The sequence below is a fragment of the Paraburkholderia silvatlantica genome (assembly GCF_003096715.1).
GTDB lineage: Bacteria > Pseudomonadota > Gammaproteobacteria > Burkholderiales > Burkholderiaceae > Paraburkholderia > Paraburkholderia silvatlantica.
In genome coordinates this window covers 1-17,571 of the sequence record NZ_QEOL01000036.1, presented here as the reverse complement: position 1 = coordinate 17,571, position 17,571 = coordinate 1, and the positions used below count along the sequence as shown (strand labels likewise).

The window sequence follows — 17,571 nt, the reverse complement described above, 5'->3', positions numbered from 1 at the left end:
AGGCTTGCGAGCGCGCTCGACATCGAACACCTACCCTGCAGAACGCACCGAAGTCCCGGCCACGCTCTGCAATGTTGGCTTGCTCGCCGGCTGGTATTCGGGCACCCAGCGACGCAGATCGCGCCGCACTTCGTCGTCGCCGGGCACGCGGTGTTGCATGAGCCACGGCAGCAATTCGTCCAGCAGATTGTCAGGCACTTCGCGCGCCTTCGCCGTGCGCAGCTTCGCGTGTGGCGTACGCGTCGTGGTTTCGTCATCGGCGAGCAGTTCTTCGTAGAGCTTTTCACCGGGCCGCAGCCCTGTGAAGACCACGCGAATCTGTTCTTCCGTGTATCCGTAGAGACGGATCAGGTCGCGCGCCAGATTGACGATCTTGACCGGCTCGCCCATGTCGAGAATGAAAATCTCGCCGCCCCGCCCCATGCTTGAGGCCTGAAGCACGAGCTGCGAGGCCTCCGGTATCGTCATGAAGAAACGCGTAACTTCCGGATGCGTGACCGTCACCGGGCCACCTTTCGCGATCTGCTGCTGGAACTTGGGGATAACACTACCCGCACTGCCCAGCACATTGCCAAACCTCACGGTCTCGAACTGAGTGCGCTCGCTGGTCTGCTGCAACGCCTGGCAGGCCATCTCCGCAAGGCGCTTGCTTGCGCCCATCACGTTGGTCGGATTGACCGCCTTGTCGGTGGAGATGAGAACGAAATGCCTGACCTGATGTTTGATCGCCGCACGCGCCACGCGGTACGTGCCCAGCACATTGTTGCGGATCGCCTGCCATGCATTCAGTTCCTCCATCAACGGCACGTGCTTGTACGCAGCCGCGTGGAAGACGATGTGAGGCGCGTAGCGCGCCATAACCTGGTCAAGCAATAGCGCATCCTTCGCGTCGCCGACGATCGGCACCACGGAAAGCTCGGGAAAGCGTTCACGGATTTCCTCGGTGAGCCGGTACATCGCGTATTCGGACACATCGAGCGCGACAAGTTGCGCGGGCGCGAAACGCAAAATCTGCCGACACAGTTCGGAGCCAATCGAGCCGCCCGCGCCCGTAACCATAACCACCCGGCCACTCAGCAGTGCCTCGACGTGCGGCGTGTCAATGTTGACCGCATCGCGCCCCAACAGATCTTCGAGGTCAATGCTGCGCACCTGCGAAAGAAAACCCTGGCCTGGCAGGAGATCGTTGAGCGAAGGCAGCACCAGTGCCTTTACTCCCGCGCGAACACACTGGGTGGCGACGCGCCGCTGCACATCGGCCGACGCCGACGGAATGGCGATGATGGCGAATTCGCAGCGTAACGTTTGCGCCCAATGCGTGATTTCATCGATCGGCCCGAGCACCTTGTACCCATAGATCTCGCGCCGCTGCTTCGCGGGATCGTCGTCGAGCAGGCCAACGAGGCGCCACTCCGCAGAGCGTGAGAGCTCACGTGCGAGGCTCGCACCCGCACCACCCGCTCCAATGACGATCACGGGCTTACCCTGCGCGACGAGCGCACCATACAGATAAAACTCTTTGGTCGCACGATAGAGCGCGCGCGAACCGCCCATCACGAAGAACACAAGAAGCGGTGAAACGATCAGCACGGAGCGCGGAATGATCGGTGTGGGCTGCACCATTACCGAGCCGATCATGACGACCAACGCGGCCGACATGATCGCCTTCGAGATACGCATGAGATCCGGCAGGCTCGCAAAGACCCACATGCCGCGATACAGGCCGAAAATGCGGAACATTACCGCATAGACGGGCAGCACCCAGGTCAGCGTGCTCATGGCCCCGTGCCAGAATTCGGGCGGAACGGTCGCGTTAAAGCGCAGGAGATAGGCCGTCAGCCAAGCGGCGGCCACCGCGCCAATATCGAACAGAAAGGCGCTGAACGAGAGCCAGGAGGCTTTATTGCGAAGCATCAGCGTCAACCTCTGGTTTTCTGCTTACGGTCTGAAAACTGCGCCAGCGCGCGTCAATTGCCGCACCAATCACGACGAGTACGGCAGCCCAAGCTGCAACGATCCCCCACTGCAGAGGTACTGGGCGATTCAGAGCCCAAAGAGCAAGTGCCGTGCCGATAAACATTACCAGATACCACACCAAGGCCGTCGATGCGTGACCGGTCCCGAAGCGCACCATGCGCTGATAGTAATGTTCGCGGTGTGCTTGCCAAAACTTCTCGCCGCGCAACAGCCGGCGGATCAGCGTGACCGATGCGTCCGCGATGAACGGCGAGAACACCAGTGCCGGAAACCAGATCGGCCAGGTGCCGCCACGCCAGCCCCAATAGCCTAGCGCGCCAGCGAGAAAGCCGGCTGGAATCGAGCCGGCATCGCCCAGAAATAGTTTTGCCGGATGGAAATTGAAGAGCAGAAACCCCGCCGCCGCTCCAGCAATCGCCGCGCAGACCCAGCCGAGTTCCGGCATCGGCGCCGGCCCAAAAAGCGCCGCGGCCGCATAGGCTCCGAAACCGAACAGCGCCATACCGCCGGCGAGACCGTCGGCACCGTCCATGAAATTGTACAAGTTGACCAGCCACAGCATCAAAAACGCCAGGCCTATGAGGCACCACCACGGAACTGGAGCCGGATATACAGCGATCAGCGCCAGGACGGCAAGGAAATGCGCGGCAAAGCGCACGCGCGCAGGAAGTCCGCAACGGTCGTCGATCTGGGAAACGGCGGCGAGAAATGCCACGCCAAGCGCGATCAGCCATAGTGAAGGCGCCAGAAGCAAAATAGCCAATATCGCGACCGGCACCAGGCCCCAGCCTCCGACACGCGGTGTCGGCCGCAAATGAAGCGAGCGCTCGTTTGGGATATCCGTGGCAAGCCGCCATGCGAGCCCGCTCTTCAGCAGAAACGCCAGTATGGCCGCGCACAGCACACCGCTAGCCAAGGCGATCCACACGGCGCTCAACGGTGACGAAAACGGCAAATGCATGATCAACGTGTACGGTCTCCACGAATTCAGTGCGTCGCACGATACCAACGTGCGGTCGCTTCCAGCCCCTCCTCCACCGCAAACGGCGGCTGCCAGCCGAGCCGCGCGTGAATCAGCGACGTGTCGACTTGCAGGCTGGACGTCAGACGCTCCAGCTGGGCTGAGCGGCCGCTCAGTACGCCGGCGGCGCGCAGCAGCCCCGTCGGAACAGGAATCAGGCGCGCGGGCTTCGAAAGGTGGCGGCCGAGACCGCGCAGCAACTGGGCAACAGAAAGGTCTTCGGCGTCTGCCACGTGAAAGCAGGCGTTGGCGGCTCGCGGGTCCGTCACGCAATGCATGAGCGCATCGGCCAGATTCTCGGTGTACACGAGACTGCGCCGCGCATTCACCGACCCAAGCGGCAACGGCACGCCGCGCCAAAGCGCGTCCATCATCTGCAAAAAATTGGCTCCGACTCCGGGACCATAAACCAGCGGGGGCCGAACAACCACGACTTCCAATCCTGTTTCTTCGCCCAAACGCCAGAGCGCCTCCTCCGCCGCCCGCTTCGAAAGTCCGTACGGGTCGAGCGGCATGGGCGGCACGGATTCCGCCAGCGGAACGCCGCCATCCACTTCCGCCACCGCCTTGATGCTGCTCACGAATACCATGCGCCGGGCCCCGCGGGCCTGCGCCGCACGGGCCACGCGCAGCGTGCCCTCGACGTTCGTCGCACGGAACGCTGCCACTGGGTCGGGAGCGTCATCACGCATCACGTGGACGCGCGCAGCCAGATGCACAACGCAATCGGGGGACAAATCGTTCGGCCACGCCTCCTGAAGTCCCACGAAATCCGCCGCCTCGTGATGCCATTCACGTACAACATCCCCGCCGACGTGGCCGCGCCGCAGCAGCGCGGTCACTTCGTGGCCATGCCGGCAGAGCGCCGCGCACAGCGCTCTTCCTACGAAACCATTCGCACCGGTTACCAATACGCGGCTCAAAGCCATTTCCACCCGAACCGGTTATAAAACTTGAACGCCGACGCGAGGAACATCCGGATGTGCGCCAACCCCTTGCGCGACGCACCGCCGCCGTGGTGCAGCACCCGTACCGACGGTGCATAGACGACGCGTGCGACATCATGCGCGCGCAGGCTGAGATCGTAGTCCTCGAAGTAGAGGAAATAGCGTGCGTCGAAGCCCGCAAGTGTTTTTAGCACGCTCGTACGAAACAACATGAAGCAGCCGCTCACGATCGGTGGATCCCAGATCGTGTCACGCTCGTTGATCTGCGCGCGCATCTCGTAGCGGGCGAGACGTGCCTCGAAAGGCCGGCGTGCGGCGCGGGGCAGGAAGCCGCGTACGAACAGATCAATGAGGGTCGGATACTGCCGGCAAAGATATTGAAGCTGGCCGGCATCGTCGACAATGGCCGGCGTGAGCAGGCCTGCTTCGGGGTGCGCCTCAAGAAAGGTCACCGCCTCGGCTAACGCGCTAGAGTCGATGTCTACGTCAGGATTCAGTACGAGGTGGTAACGGCTCGATGCCCGCTCGATCGCCAGATTGTGGCCACGCCCGTAGCCGACGTTCCCGTGTCCGGCGAGCACCGTGCAGGCGATGCCTGCTTGCGACAACGCGGCAAGGCTGGCCCGCATCTCGGGCATGCCGCCGTTGTCCACGAGATACAGATGAATCGACATTCCAGGCGCTGAGTGCGCCAACGCAGCGCCGGCCTGCGCAAGGCTGGCAAACGTCCGGGCAAGCAGTTGCTGGTCTGGATGAAAGACGACCACCGATACGGACACCACGCCGTGATCCATGCTGGATACCGCACTCACTGTCATCTGGAAACGCGACGATTCGGCATCATTGGATGCCGTACGATTAAACGGGGTCGATTGAAACCACCTAGTTTGCTGAAAATGACCGTCTTCGGCAACCAACTTTTCTATTTGTTACGCAGATAAGGCGGTGCGCAGCGAATAATTGTCCTCGCCGGACAGTTGTCCGTTGATGCACACGAATAGTACAGTAGCGGCCGGGCGCGGCCGACCGGCAAAAAAGGGGAGCCGATGGGCATGCAAGCGAGATTGCCGTTACCGATTTGCATCTTGACCAGAGTTTGGAAACCAAAATGAAACCTCTGCCGTGTCCCATTTGAAATATCTGACAAATACTCGCATTTTCTGGCCGGCGGTCGTCTTCTCGCTCGGTATTACGATCTTCGCGACGACCTTGGCCGGAGTTGCTCTCCACTTCTCCCCGGTCCCCTATGGAGACCAGTGGGACGGCACCCTGGGTTTCTACATGGATGCACTCGAGCATCCGTGGGCGGCGTTTTTTGGTCTGCACAACGAGCATCGCCTGTTCTTTTCAAGACTCATCTTTTTCGCGGACATGCGCTACCTCGGCGGGCGCAATGTGCTCGACCTCGCTGCCAACGTCGTCCTGGCGGCGTTGATCGCCATTGCGCTTTATCGAATCATCCGCCGAAACCTGACGCTTTCGCGCGCATCCCGGATGGTCGCCGTCGGCAGCGTGCTTGCCTTCGCATTCGCCTGGATGCAGGCGGAGAACTTTACGTGGGGCTTCCAGAACCAGTGGTTTGCCGTGTACCTGTTTGGACTCTGCGCATTCGACGCCCTCGATCTCAGTGAAAGCGCACGCTTTCGCGGCGCGTCTGGGACCTCGGCCGGATGGTTCGCAGTTGCCATCGGCAGCGCGATCATGGCGGCACTATCGATGGTTAGTGGTGTCCTCGTCGCCCCGGTGCTCGCCGTTCAGGCTGCGTACCTCCGTACGACGCGCGCGCGTCTCCTTGTCATCGCACTAGCGGCGGCGGCAATCTGGCTGGCCTACTTCACGGGGTGGCATTCGAATTCGCCGAGCGGGGGACTGCGCGACGCAGTGGTGCACCAGCCACTCGGCGTTCTGCTCTACGTACTGCTCTATCTCGGCTCGCCCGCCACCTGGGGGTGCCTGGGCATGGTGATGAGCGCCCTTTGGGGCGCAGTCGTGCTTGCGAGCCTGATTTATGCGCTATGGATAGCCCGGCAACGTCGTGCAGTCGTCGGTTCCGCGCTGCTAGCCATGGCGGTATTCGTAAGTGCAGGTGCATTCGTCACCGCTGTCGGGCGAATTGGCTTTGGCGTCGACACCGCCACGTTGTCGCGCTATACCACCGGGCCACTGTTGATGACCGCCTCGCTCGTCGCTTTTCTTTGGCTCAATGAGATTCGCCCTGAGAGGCGGCGCTGGATAGTCGGCGGCTTCGTATTCATGCTCGTAATGATTGCGGTTGCACAGCGCATGGTCTTTCACTCGACGCAACGCGAGCTTTACGCGAAACGCGTCGCGGGCCTCGCGGTGCGTACAAACGTCTACGACGCCCCGTATACGGCCAGGATCTATCCCAACCCAGCGGCACTCCAGGCGGTTGCTACGCGCGCGCAGGCCGCAGGGCTTTCCATATTCGCCCAGGGCCAGCACGACTATGCGGTACCGCCAGCAGTGGTCTCCGCGGACGCCCGCTGCATCGGTAAGATTGACAGCATTAGCGCGACTGCGACCCCTGACACGTTCGCCGCCACTGGATGGCTGTATGACTCCACAGGCAAACGATACGTCTCGTCGATCGTGATCGCCGATCGCGCCGGCAAGGTACTGGGCACGGGTATCACCGGGGCACCACGCGCGGATCTCGCATCGCTCACTGGATCCAACGATCGTTACGGCGGCTGGACAGGGTTTTTCAAGCGTCCGCCGGACAGCGAAATTCGGCTGTTTGGCAGGCTCGATAGCGGTCGATACTGCGAAATTCCCGATGCGCAGGCTTTCGAAACCGGCAAAACCCAACCGCCCGCGTGAACGCGCCTGCGCGCGTTGACCGCCCCGCAAGCTGTTGACAATGTGCAAGCGTAGAAGAGATCGACGGCGTGTCTGTAGCGGAGCCACAAGTTCCGGGTAAAATTCCTGGCTTGAAAACGGCGCAGGATTCGGACGGATCGAGGCGCGCGCTAAATAAACCACACTCTATAAACCCATTGCCAACCGGCCGACTGTATGCGCAGCAGACCACTCGTTGTTGACCTGGATGGCACGTTGATTCGATCGGATGTGCTGATCGAATCGGGATTCGCGTATCTCAAATCCGCGCCGCTGCGGTTTTACCGGCCGCTCATGTGGCTTGCGCGCGGCGGCAAACCCGCGCTCAAAGCCGGCCTCGCCGAAAACACCAATGTCGATGTCACGGTCCTGCCCTACGACGCACAGGTCCTCGACTGGCTCAAGGAGGAGCGCGACGCCGGACGCCCGCTCGTGCTCGCGACTGCCAGCCACGAGCGCTATGCCCACGCCATTGCCGACCATCTGGGCCTGTTCGACCAGACCTTCGCGACCGCAGACGGCGTCAACCTCTCCGCTCAGCGCAAACGCGACAAGCTCGTGGCCGAATTCGGCGAAAAAAACTTCGACTACGCAGGCAATTCGCACGACGACATCGCGGTCTGGCAATCCGCTGCGCGCGCTTATGTCGTGAACCCGGCCAGCGGCGTCGAACGCGCGGCCCGCAAGATCGGCAATGTCGAACGTGTGATCGAATCGCGTCCGCCAGCGTTGAAAACCTGGACGAAGTCGTTGCGCCTGCATCAATGGCTGAAGAATCTGCTGATCTTCGTGCCGCTCCTTGCCGGGCACAAGCTCGCCTACCCGGACCTCATCGTCGCAGCGCTGATCGCTTTTTTCGCCTTCGGACTCTGTGCGTCGAGCGTGTACCTGCTCAACGACATGCTCGACCTCGAGGACGACCGGCACCATCCAACCAAGCGCAAGCGCCCGCTAGCTTCCGGCGCGCTGCCGCTGACCTGGGGGATAGCACTCTTTCCTGTCCTGCTCGCGGGCGCCTTCGCGCTGACCGCGCTATTCCTTCCATGGCGCTTTGCGGCCGTGCTGCTGGGCTACTACGCACTCACGCTTGGTTACTCGATGTACCTCAAGCGCCAGGTGATGGTGGATGTCGTCGTGCTGGCGATGCTCTATACCACTCGCATCGTCGCCGGAACCGCCGCCATCGGCGGTCACCTCACGTTCTGGCTGCTCGCGTTCTCGATGTTCATCTTCCTGAGCCTTGCGCTCGTGAAGCGCTATGCCGAGCTCTATTCGATGCAAGCTCGCGGGCTCGCCAAAACGCGCGGCCGCGGATACCTCGCGAGCGACCTGTCGCTCATCTCGTCGCTGGGCACGGCGTCCGGCTATCTCTCCGTGCTTGTGCTCGCCATGTATATCCAGGACGGCAATACGGCACATCTCTACCGGCATCCACAGATCATCTGGCTCGCATGTCCGCTGCTCCTTTACTGGGTGAGCCGCACGTGGATCATCGCGCACCGTGGCCTGATGCACGACGATCCGATCGTGTTCGCCGCGCGCGACCGAGTAAGCCTTGCCGTGGTGGCTCTATGCTGCCTCGTCTTCTGGGCGGCGACCTGATCGATGGGTACGGTGCTATCCTGGGGCCGCTATCCTGCCCATCCACAACAGGTACATGGAATCACGTGGCGTGACCGCGCGGCCGCGACCTGGCGCGAGGTGATAGCGGCAAACGGCAACGCGCTCGCATTCGGCAATGGACGCAGCTACGGCGACAGTTGCCTTGCCGCCTCGGACCACGTGCTGCAGACCCTGCCGCTCGATCGCCTGATCGCGGCGGACTGGACAACCGGCGTCTTGCGCGCAGAGCCGGGCGTCACGCTGGAGCAGATCCTCGAGGTCGCCATTCCACGTGGCTGGATGCTGCCCGTCACCCCCGGCACCAAATACGCGACGCTGGGTGGTGCGATTGCCAACGACGTCCACGGCAAGAATCACCACGTGCGCGGCACGTTTGGCCGCCATGTGCGCCGCTTTGGACTGGCGCGCAGCGACGGTACGCTGCTCGAATGCGCACCGGACGCGCACGCGGATTTTTACGCAGCCACGATCGGAGGACTCGGCCTCACGGGGCTGATCCTTTGGGCGGAAATCCAGCTCATGCCGATCCGGTCCAGCCTGATCGACGTGACGAACATCCGCTTTTCGAACCTCGACGAATTCTTCGCGCTTTCGGAACGCCTCGACCCGCTGCACGAGTACAGCGTGGCATGGGTGGACTGCCAGAGCCGCGGTTCGACGCTTGGGCGCGGCATCTTCATGGTCGGCGACCACGCAAGAGGCGGCCCGCTCGAAGTCGACCGCCGCAAGAAGCGGACGGTCCCGATGACGCTGCCCGTTCCGATCTTCAACTCGCTCACCTTGCGTGCATTCAACGGCGCGTACTACCACCGTCAGCGCAGCGGCGAGAGGCGCGCGAAAGTGAGCTACGACGCTTACTTCTACCCGCTCGACAGTCTGCTCGAGTGGAACCGGATTTACGGGCGTAAGGGCTTTCAGCAGTACCAGTGCGTCGTGCCGCCCGAAGCCGCGCGCGACGCCATCCGCGAAATTCTCGAGGCCATCGCGACAAGCGGCACGGGCTCCTTTCTCGCTGTGCTCAAGCGCTGTGGCGATATCGCCTCGCCGGGGCTCCTGTCGTTTCCGCGCGAGGGCACTTCGCTCGCACTCGACTTTCCGCAGCGCGATGCGCAAAACGCGCGGCTCTTCGCGCGTCTCGACGCGATCGTGAGAGAGGCGCACGGCCGACTCTATCCGGCGAAGGACGCGCACATGTCAGGCGAGGATTTCCGGGCCGCCTATCCGCAATGGCAGCAACTGGAGTCCCTTCGGGATCCAGCGATGCTTTCACGGTTTTGGGAACGAACGACACGAACATGAAAAATATCCTGATCGTAGGTGCGACCTCGGCCATCGCGACGGCATGTGCCCGTCGCTGGGCTGCGCAAGGCGCGAGTTTCTTTCTCGTCGCACGCAGCGTAGAGCGGATGCAGCAGGTTGCCGACGACCTCATCGCGCGTGGCGCCAAAGCGGCAACGTGCCATGAACTCGACGTCAACGACGTCGACCAGCACGCAGCCATGCTGGCACGCTGCGAGGCCGAGCTGGGCACGCTCGATATCGTGCTCGTCGCGCCCGGTACCCTGCCCGATCAGGCACAGTGCCAGGCCGACCCAGCGGTGGCAATGCGTGAATTCAACACCAACGTCACCTCCATCATCGGGCTGCTCACGCCGATCGCGAATCTGGTCGAGTCCCAGCGCCATGGTACGATCGCCGTCATTTCGTCCGTTGCGGGCGATCGCGGGCGGCCGTCGAACTATCTCTACGGCAGCGCGAAGGCCGCGCTCTCGGCATTCTGCGAGGGTCTGAACGCCCGTCTTTTCAAGGTGGGCGGGCATGTCGTCACGATCAAGCCGGGTTTCGTCGCCACGCCGATGACCGCGGGTCTGCCGCTGCCCGGTCCGCTCGTTGCAACCCCGGACAAGGTGGCCGCCGACATTACGCGCGCCGTCGAGAAGAACAGGGACGTTCTCTACACGCCCTGGTTCTGGTCTCTGATCATGTTGATCATCAGGTCGGTTCCAAAATTCGTGTTCAAACGGGCGTCGCTTTGAGGGCACGCAAGCGGCAGTTCACGTAGGGCATCCATTTAATCAATCGCTAACGCATGAATCAGACTCGCATCATTCTTCCTGGCGGCGCCGGTTTGGTCGGACAAAATCTGGTCGCCCGGCTCAAGGCGCGTGGATACACCAATCTCGTTGTGCTCGACAAGCACAAAGCCAACCTCGAAGTCCTGCGCCAGGTTCATCCGGACATCACGGCGATCTATGCGGATCTTGCGGAACCCGGTGAGTGGGCCAGGCACTTCGAGGGCGCCGACGTCGTAGTCATGTTGCAGGCGCAGATCGGTGCGCCGACCCACGAACCTTTCGTGCGCAACAACATCGTGGCAACGCGCCACGTGCTCGACGTCATCAAGCAATACCGCATTCCCCACACCGTACATATCAGCTCGTCGGTAGTGAACTCGGTGGCCGACGACTGGTACACGCAGACCAAGCGCGAACAGGAAGAGATCGTCGTGGCATCGGGCATCAATTGTGTCGTGCTGCGCCCGACGCTCATGTTCGGCTGGTTCGACCGCAAGCACCTTGGCTGGCTCTCGCGCTTCATGCACCGCGTGCCCGTGTTCCCGATTCCGGGCAGCGGCAGGTACATGCGCCAGCCGCTCTACGTTGGCGACTTCTGCAACGTCATCATCAGCAGCATCGATTCGCGCATCAAGGGGCAGGCGTTCAATATCAGCGGCCTGGAGCGCGTCGATTACATCGACATCATCCGGCAGATCAAGCGCGCGACGCGCGCACGCTGCGCGATCGTACGCATTCCCTACGGCCTCTTTTATGTGCTGCTGAAGATCTACGCCGTGTTCGACAAGAACCCGCCGTTTACGGCCGATCAGCTCAAGGCGCTGACCGCCGGCGATGAGTTCGAGGTGATCGATTGGGAAGGCATCTTCGGCATTCGCGCCACGCCGTTCGCCAAAGCCATGGACGAGACGTTCAACGATCCGACCTACAGCCACATCGCCCTGGAATTCTGAAGACACATGAGTACTGAACGCATCGCCGTGCTCGGCGCGGGACCAATGGGTCTTGGCGCTGCCTACCAACTGGTCAAGGACGGCCGCAAGCCCATCATCTTCGAGGCCGACGACCGCGTGGGCGGTATGGCGGCCTGCTTCGACTTCGGTGGTCTGTCCATCGAGCGTTACTACCATTTCCACGCGATTTCTGATCACGCGTTCTTCGAGGTGCTGCGTGAGCTTGGCATCGAAGACAAGATGAAGTGGCGCGAGACGAAGATGGGCTACTTCTACCAGGGGCGCGTGCAGCCTTGGGGGAATCCCATGGCACTGCTCAAGTTCAAGGGTTTGAGCCTGAGCGCGAAGTTTCGGTACGGACTCCATGCGTTTCTCTCGACGAAGCGCAACGACTGGAAGCCCCTCGATCATGTCGAAGCCACGATCTGGATTCGACGCTGGATTGGCGAAGAGGCATGGGAGGTGCTCTGGCGGCGCTTGTTCGACTACAAGTTCTACGACTACGCGTACAACCTTTCTGCTGCGTGGATCTGGAGCCGCATTCGCCGTATCGGACGTTCGCGCTACGACCTCTTCCGCGAAAAGCTGGGTTATCTCGAAGGGGGTTCGGACACGCTCCTGAACGGCATGCGCAGCTACATCGAGGCGCATGGCGGCGAGTTCCGGCTCGGCGTGCCCGCGCAGAAAGTGGTGATCGAAAGTGGCAAGGTCAAGGGCATTGAAGCGGGTGGTGAGTTCCACGCATTCGACAAGGTAATCAGCACGATTCCGCTGCCCTATGTGGCGGGCGTGATGCCCGATCTGCCGACGGACATTCTTGAGGCGTTCCGCAGCAAGAAGAACGTCGCGGTGGTGTGCGTGATCGCGAAGCTCAAGAAGCGCGTGACCGAAAACTTCTGGCTCAACACGAACGATCCGGAAATGGATATTCCCGGCATCGTCGAGTACACGAATCTGCGGCCGCTTGACGACCATGTCGTGTATGTACCGTTCTACGTGCCCGGCGAGCATCCGAAGTATCAGGAACCGGACTCGGCATTCATCGACAAGGTCAAGCGCTACCTCATGAAGATCAACCCCGCGCTGACCGCGGATGACTTCATCGACGTGCGTGCAAGCCGGTACCGCTTCGCGCAGCCGATCTGCGAGCCGGGCTATCTTGATCGGCTGCCGCCGATCCAGTTGCCGGTGGAAGGTCTGCTCGTTGCTGACACGTCGTATTACTACCCTGAAGATCGCGGCATTTCCGAGAGTATCGGGCTGTCGCGCAAGATGGCGAGGATGGTATGACGAGAGCGCACGCGATGGTCCGCAGCGGCTTTGTGTCGAAGAACTTTCTGATGTTCCTGCTCACCGGCGGCTTTGCGGCTGCCGTGAACTGGAGCAGCCGCATCCTGTTCAACCTGTGGATGCCTTACTCAGCGGCCATCGTGGTGGCGTACATCGCTGGGATGATCACGGCGTTCGTGCTCGCGAAGATGTTCGTGTTCACGGAAAGCAAGCAGTCGACGCATCGCTCGGTGTTCTTTTTCACGCTGGTCAATCTCGTGGCCGTGGCGCAAACGTGGGCGGTGAGCGTGGGGCTGGCGTATTACGTGTTTCCCAAGCTAGGTATGACGTGGCACGACCGCGATATTGCGCACCTGGTTGGAGTCGTTGTGCCGGTGTTCAGCAGCTATATCGGGCATAAGAAGCTTAGTTTCAGGCATTGAGGCTGCGTGTGCGCGTGTTAGCGCCTCGCGGCACCGCGCGCTATCCGGTACCTCTATCGGGAGTACATTTACCCGGTCTCCCTTGCAAGCCCACTCTTGCGCCAACTAGTCGACAGCCTTGCACACATGCGCCGATGCTTTCTACATATTGGGACCCATAAGACAGGTACCTCCTCAATTCAACGGTCGCTGGCCCAAGTGCCGTCGTTGTTGTCGAAGGCGGGTTTTTACTTTCCTAATTCAGGTAAATGGACGCCAGATTCCGGACATCACGGCTTCGCTGTTGCTGCGTCCTTGAGTGAGTATGAAGCGCTGGCCGACTCGCTGATTGACGAGATTGCCCTCATTCCGCACCACATCATCCTTTCGAGTGAAGAATTCACGCATATGCTGTGGCGCAACACTCAAGGATTTCAGCGGTTCGTCGATCGCATACTGACTGTCGCTGATCGCGTGACCGTGATCCTGTATCTGCGACGCCAGCCCGATTTCATCGAAAGCAACTATCTCGAACGGTTAAAGAGCCGATTTCGCCTGGGATTTTCACCGTACGCATTTGCGCGCATTCACGAAGATCTGGCGGAGTTCCCACTCGATTACCGGCGGCTAATTGACGTTCTGGATCGAGTTCACAACATTGATGTCGACGTCCGCTCATACGACTCAATACGTACGTCTGGTGCACTGCCCGATTTTCTCTCCGCGATCGAATGGCCGGCCGATCACTCGGTCGAAGAATGCCGGGTCAACGAATCACTTCCGATCGTCGAATCGTTGAAGAATTTCTATCACGCGCAGATGCAACGGGCATTGTCGGATGCAGAGGAGCGAGCGATTGAACTAATCGCTCAGCCGCTTCCAGCGCACCCGCGTATGGACTTTAGAACGCGGCGCCATTTGATTCAGCAGTTCGCAGCCGGCAATCTCGAGCTTGCCAATCGCTTTCCGCTTGCCACGCTTGTTGAAGCTGTTCCTGAGGAACACGTGTTTGGCGACTGGACCGGAATTGGAGATGTAGAGCCACCCCACCAAGAGTCTATCTGGCAGGTCACGCTCGATCATCTGTTTTCTCGGACTTTTATAGAGATAGTACAGGCTGTTTCGGAGCGGCTCGGGACAACCCAAGCAGCATTGGAGCAGCAGCAGAGGCTCGCGCTGGAGCGACACACGCAAATAAGCACGCTACAGCAAGCACTCGCAACAACCCAGGCGGCATTAACAACGACGCAGACGCTTGCATTTGAGCGGTATGCGCAGTTGGAGAAGTTAAATCAAGCACTTGTCCAGACCAAAGCCGTGCCGAAGTGGCGCCGGATATTCAGACGGTAGTTTCGTGGTCTGTAACGGAAGCGGCCGGTTGAATTCTGAACCAAGCGTCATCTGGAACTCGACTGTCACCATCCAGAAGTATGCGTAGTGACCTCTCCGATAGCACCAGATAGCTCCCAACTTGTATGGTTGAGTCGCTGGATCGCAAAGAAGTGGCCGATACCTTCGGCGAGATTCCCACCGACAACGTCTGATACGACGCGAGCGACACGCCATCGGTGGGATTGGGTACGAGCAGCTTGTCAGGGACTGCGAGCGTCCTCGCGTCGCGTGGAAGGGATCCTCGACACCTCGCCAGTTTTGAGCTATTCGGATGCATCTGGCAGCCTGGATAATTACAGGTAGTTGAGCTCCACAGACGTCGGCACCATAATTCGAGATCGCGCATACGCGTGCAGGTCGGCACGCGTATGCGCGTGCTCACTATCGTACGCTTCCCAGCGTTCCTAGTGCGCAGAATTGTTTCCCGGAACTTGACAGTGCGTAGAATTTGACGCCCTGCCACGACACGGGTCGCGCGTAGCCAAACCAACCCAAATTTTGGTCAAAAGTTTGAGCTAACCACTCCTCGGCGCGTGCGCTTCGACGGGTGCTTCGCGCTGCTCCGACAATGTGATTTGTCCCGTCTATGGCTATCACCGTCGTTGCCGGTTTATGCTCGTCGGTCATCCAAGCCCAACCGGCGATCGCAGCGGGAGATCCCGCCACGTTGAAATATCGTGGTGAATTCGCGCTGACTGGACTCACCGACTCCACTTCGCCCTTGCAACTGATTTCCCTTCTTGCTGAAAGAAATGCTGCTGCGTCGTCGCCTATGCGGAATGGGAAATAGGAGAAAATGCCGATGTTCTGGATACTAGCATAGCGCATGTATTCCGGAACTTCACTTTCACGGTCGTCCAACACGTGAAGTTCATCGCGGTTATTAATCCCTACGAATCCAGCCAATGCCGCTTCCCATGTCGTGTTTCTAGCTTTTGTCCAGAGTCGCTCCTCGCGATTTGCTCCGTTCAAAGTCAACGCGAGCACAAACGCAAGTGCAATTGCTATTGACGTGGGAATAAAGCGCCTACGGGGGCCTTGCGTATTGAAAGCGACACCCGTAAGCACTGCGTAAGCGCCTATCCAGCTAAGCGCAGAAAAAGATGCATACTTCTTATTCAGCGCCTCCAATATACCGAACTGAGCGCGAGCAAGGCCGCCCGCGAGGCTCGTTATGATTACGACGGTCAGAAGCATGAACCCAAAAGTTGCGAGTCGACCGCCGAGTCCTGGACGCAAGAAACGAGCGATTGCGAAGCATACAGCAGTCGCGAGGACAAACGCCCCACATATTGCGGCGACGTAAGGAGAGTCGCTCCACGTTAGAAAATTACCCGGCCAAGGATCGACTCTCGTGAAGGCTCCGCCGAGATACATTAGCGAGAACTTTAAGATCAGGATCGGGTTATGGGTCCGCGAACCTGTTGCTGGCGTGATGGCCAGCATAATCGCGACGTGAGCGACAGCGAGAAGAATTAAGGTTGCGGTTATCGATCGCCTCCATCGAAGTACCACCGCGGTGGCGGCCGAAGCAAGCAGCACGACCGGTGAGTTTCCCAGCGTAAATGTCGCCACCAAGGCGAGGGCAAGTAGAGTACCAACCAACTTGATCTGCTCACGATCTGTGAGCCTTTCTACCGACGATGCCTGGCTTACAACGAACGCCGAGGTGACACATATGCACGCCATGAAGCCAAATTGCAATTGAAACGGTATGACTAGCGTGTAGAGAAAATTCGGATTAACAAAGAAGAGAAAAATGGTCGGCAAAAGGGTTAATTTCAAATAGCGGTTCTCGAAGATACCACTCTTTATAAAGACAATCCATGTAATGAGCGCAGCGCCGATTTGCAATAAATTTGTAATGAAAACCTGCCCGTATTCTCTACCCGACAGGAAACGCTCGTCAAGGAACGAGATAGCGCGCGTGGTGAAAATGCGATGCTCATTGTGCGGCGAGATCATATAGGACATTAGCGCTTTCAAGCTAACCATTGCATGATGCATACGCGTATGGTCAAACATGTCGTCGTACCATGGCACCACAAACAAATTTCTGGTTTCCCAGAATATCGTTTGCAGCACCACGCATGCTGCAATGACTGCACCAATCGCAATCAATACATTAACGAAAAATCCATCGGCCCTAATCTTTGTGCTTTGACTGATTTTAATTTTCGAGGACATATAGCTGGACGTTTCGATTTCTTTACAATTCATAGATGACCACATCAGATGATGTGAAGTGGCGACTATATTACACGCCCCCGAGGAGATATGGTCAAGTCCGGTTCTAGCGGCTGATGGTCGACACCGTCACGCGGCGAGTTTCTGCTGACTGGCTGGATCGTTTGCATCGATTCGTCGTCCTTGAAGGCAATGGCGTCCATCGACAACTGGATCTGTTCAGAGCCGTTAGTGCGGCGTCAAGTTTTGTCGGCATGCCTGATCAGATTGAGAGTCAGCTCGAAGAAGATAGCTCGCGTCACGTAGTTGCGAAAGCGAGGCCTCAGCAATCTGCGGCTCCTGATTCGGTCCTTTCTGAATAGCCAGCGCAGTCGACTTGTGCACACCCATGCAACAGACGCATGAGCGCGCTGCACGGCGTCCTCCTGCCCAAACCGGTCTGCGACTGAACGAGATGCGCTCCATTCCGGCGTCCACTTTCGATGCGTGTGTCCTCGTTCAAGGGGAACAGCATATCGATGAATCTTGCGATCGCGGCCGACAGCGAATACCCTTCTGGTCGAAGAACGGATCGCCCCAATGCGCGGTACGTCGTCTTGCCCCAGGACGTTTCTCCGCACGTTATTGACCACGTCATCGTCGAACAAGTAGTTTGCCTAGCTGAAATTCAGCCGGCTTGTATTTAGAGCGACGTGGCGGACGTCGTCGCTTTCCTCAAAATTAACGGCTGCTTGAGATGGGGTCTTATGGGCAGCCCTTTCAAGGTCTTTGTGCGTCAAACCTGGTAACCTGGCGGCCTGTTCAAGGATGGCGGGTACGAAGGAATGTTTGACGAGGTGATGAAGC

14 protein-coding genes are annotated in these 17,571 nt (G+C 59.5%); 8 read left to right on the top strand and 6 right to left on the bottom strand.

Annotation, left to right across the window (positions count from 1 at the left end):
* Positions 1–30: 30 nt before the first annotated feature.
* Genes C7411_RS33495 through C7411_RS33480 form a run of 4 tightly spaced genes read right to left on the bottom strand, consistent with a single transcriptional unit; the run spans position 31 to position 4,763 of the window.
* Positions 31–1,914 carry a polysaccharide biosynthesis protein gene (locus C7411_RS33495; protein WP_110388438.1) on the bottom strand — a complete coding sequence of 628 codons (1,884 nt, stop codon included), beginning with the start codon at positions 1,912–1,914 and terminating at the stop codon, positions 31–33.
* A complete protein-coding gene (locus tag C7411_RS33490) occupies positions 1,901–2,938 on the bottom strand; it encodes an MraY family glycosyltransferase (RefSeq protein ID WP_110388396.1) in 1,038 nt (345 codons plus the stop codon). Before C7411_RS33490 ends, C7411_RS33495 begins: the two co-directional genes overlap by 14 nt.
* Before the next feature lie 26 nt (positions 2,939–2,964).
* Positions 2,965–3,921 carry an NAD-dependent epimerase/dehydratase family protein gene (locus C7411_RS33485; RefSeq protein WP_110388395.1) on the bottom strand — a complete coding sequence of 319 codons (957 nt, stop codon included), beginning with the start codon at positions 3,919–3,921 and terminating at the stop codon, positions 2,965–2,967.
* The gene (locus C7411_RS33480; protein ID WP_110388394.1) at positions 3,918–4,763 is read right to left on the bottom strand and encodes a glycosyltransferase family 2 protein; all 846 of its coding nucleotides are present in this window, start codon (positions 4,761–4,763) and stop codon (positions 3,918–3,920) included. The genes C7411_RS33485 and C7411_RS33480 overlap by 4 nt, the downstream gene beginning before the upstream one ends.
* 304 nt (positions 4,764–5,067) lie before the next feature.
* Between C7411_RS33480 and C7411_RS33475 the strand changes: the two genes are divergently transcribed.
* The 8 genes from C7411_RS33475 (at position 5,068) to C7411_RS33440 (ending at position 14,496) form a co-directional block, all read left to right on the top strand.
* Positions 5,068–6,786 (top strand): hypothetical protein, encoded by a 1,719-nt coding sequence (locus C7411_RS33475; RefSeq protein ID WP_243413435.1) that lies wholly within the window; start codon positions 5,068–5,070, stop codon positions 6,784–6,786.
* A gap of 195 nt (positions 6,787–6,981) precedes the next feature.
* The gene (locus tag C7411_RS33470; RefSeq protein WP_110388393.1) at positions 6,982–8,406 is read left to right on the top strand and encodes a UbiA family prenyltransferase; all 1,425 of its coding nucleotides are present in this window, start codon (positions 6,982–6,984) and stop codon (positions 8,404–8,406) included.
* A 3-nt stretch (positions 8,407–8,409) separates the two neighbouring features.
* Positions 8,410–9,726, top strand: a complete 1,317-nt coding sequence (locus tag C7411_RS33465; RefSeq protein WP_110388392.1) for an FAD-binding oxidoreductase — start codon at positions 8,410–8,412, stop codon at positions 9,724–9,726.
* A complete protein-coding gene (locus C7411_RS33460; protein WP_110388391.1) occupies positions 9,723–10,463 on the top strand; it encodes an SDR family oxidoreductase in 741 nt (246 codons plus the stop codon). Before C7411_RS33465 ends, C7411_RS33460 begins: the two co-directional genes overlap by 4 nt.
* Before the next feature lie 53 nt (positions 10,464–10,516).
* Positions 10,517–11,455 (top strand): NAD-dependent epimerase/dehydratase family protein, encoded by a 939-nt coding sequence (locus C7411_RS33455; protein WP_110388390.1) that lies wholly within the window; start codon positions 10,517–10,519, stop codon positions 11,453–11,455.
* 6 nt (positions 11,456–11,461) lie between these two features.
* The gene (locus tag C7411_RS33450) at positions 11,462–12,745 is read left to right on the top strand and encodes an NAD(P)/FAD-dependent oxidoreductase (RefSeq protein WP_110388389.1); all 1,284 of its coding nucleotides are present in this window, start codon (positions 11,462–11,464) and stop codon (positions 12,743–12,745) included.
* Positions 12,742–13,167: a GtrA family protein gene (locus C7411_RS33445; protein WP_110388388.1), complete on the top strand. Its 426-nt coding sequence runs from the start codon at positions 12,742–12,744 to the stop codon at positions 13,165–13,167. The genes C7411_RS33450 and C7411_RS33445 overlap by 4 nt, the downstream gene beginning before the upstream one ends.
* A gap of 198 nt (positions 13,168–13,365) precedes the next feature.
* Positions 13,366–14,496 carry a hypothetical protein gene (locus C7411_RS33440; protein ID WP_207786584.1) on the top strand — a complete coding sequence of 377 codons (1,131 nt, stop codon included), beginning with the start codon at positions 13,366–13,368 and terminating at the stop codon, positions 14,494–14,496.
* Positions 14,497–14,919: 423 nt separating this feature from the next.
* Here C7411_RS33440 and C7411_RS33435 read toward each other — a convergent pair whose 3' ends face one another.
* Together C7411_RS33435 and C7411_RS37915 are read right to left on the bottom strand one after the other, a co-directional pair.
* Complete coding sequence (locus C7411_RS33435) at positions 14,920–16,725, bottom strand: hypothetical protein (protein WP_110388386.1); 1,806 nt, start codon at positions 16,723–16,725, stop codon at positions 14,920–14,922.
* Positions 16,726–17,381: 656 nt separating this feature from the next.
* A partial coding sequence (locus C7411_RS37915) for a hypothetical protein (protein ID WP_207786583.1) occupies positions 17,382–17,571 on the bottom strand: 190 nt, incomplete at its 5' end.

What these genes read in the sequence shown, in the direction of transcription:
- C7411_RS33495 (WP_110388438.1), bottom strand. Translation starts at nt 1,914, where the DNA reads ATGCTTCGCAATAAAGCCTCCTGGCTCTCGTTCAGCGCCTTTCTGTTC.
- C7411_RS33490 (WP_110388396.1), bottom strand. Translation starts at nt 2,938, where the DNA reads ATGCATTTGCCGTTTTCGTCACCGTTGAGCGCCGTGTGGATCGCCTTG.
- C7411_RS33480 (WP_110388394.1), bottom strand. Translation starts at nt 4,763, where the DNA reads ATGACAGTGAGTGCGGTATCCAGCATGGATCACGGCGTGGTGTCCGTA.
- C7411_RS33470 (WP_110388393.1), top strand. Translation starts at nt 6,982, where the DNA reads ATGCGCAGCAGACCACTCGTTGTTGACCTGGATGGCACGTTGATTCGA.
- C7411_RS33465 (WP_110388392.1), top strand. Translation starts at nt 8,410, where the DNA reads ATGGGTACGGTGCTATCCTGGGGCCGCTATCCTGCCCATCCACAACAG.
- C7411_RS33460 (WP_110388391.1), top strand. Translation starts at nt 9,723, where the DNA reads ATGAAAAATATCCTGATCGTAGGTGCGACCTCGGCCATCGCGACGGCA.
- C7411_RS33455 (WP_110388390.1), top strand. Translation starts at nt 10,517, where the DNA reads ATGAATCAGACTCGCATCATTCTTCCTGGCGGCGCCGGTTTGGTCGGA.
- C7411_RS33450 (WP_110388389.1), top strand. Translation starts at nt 11,462, where the DNA reads ATGAGTACTGAACGCATCGCCGTGCTCGGCGCGGGACCAATGGGTCTT.
- C7411_RS33445 (WP_110388388.1), top strand. Translation starts at nt 12,742, where the DNA reads ATGACGAGAGCGCACGCGATGGTCCGCAGCGGCTTTGTGTCGAAGAAC.
- C7411_RS33435 (WP_110388386.1), bottom strand. Translation starts at nt 16,725, where the DNA reads ATGTCCTCGAAAATTAAAATCAGTCAAAGCACAAAGATTAGGGCCGAT.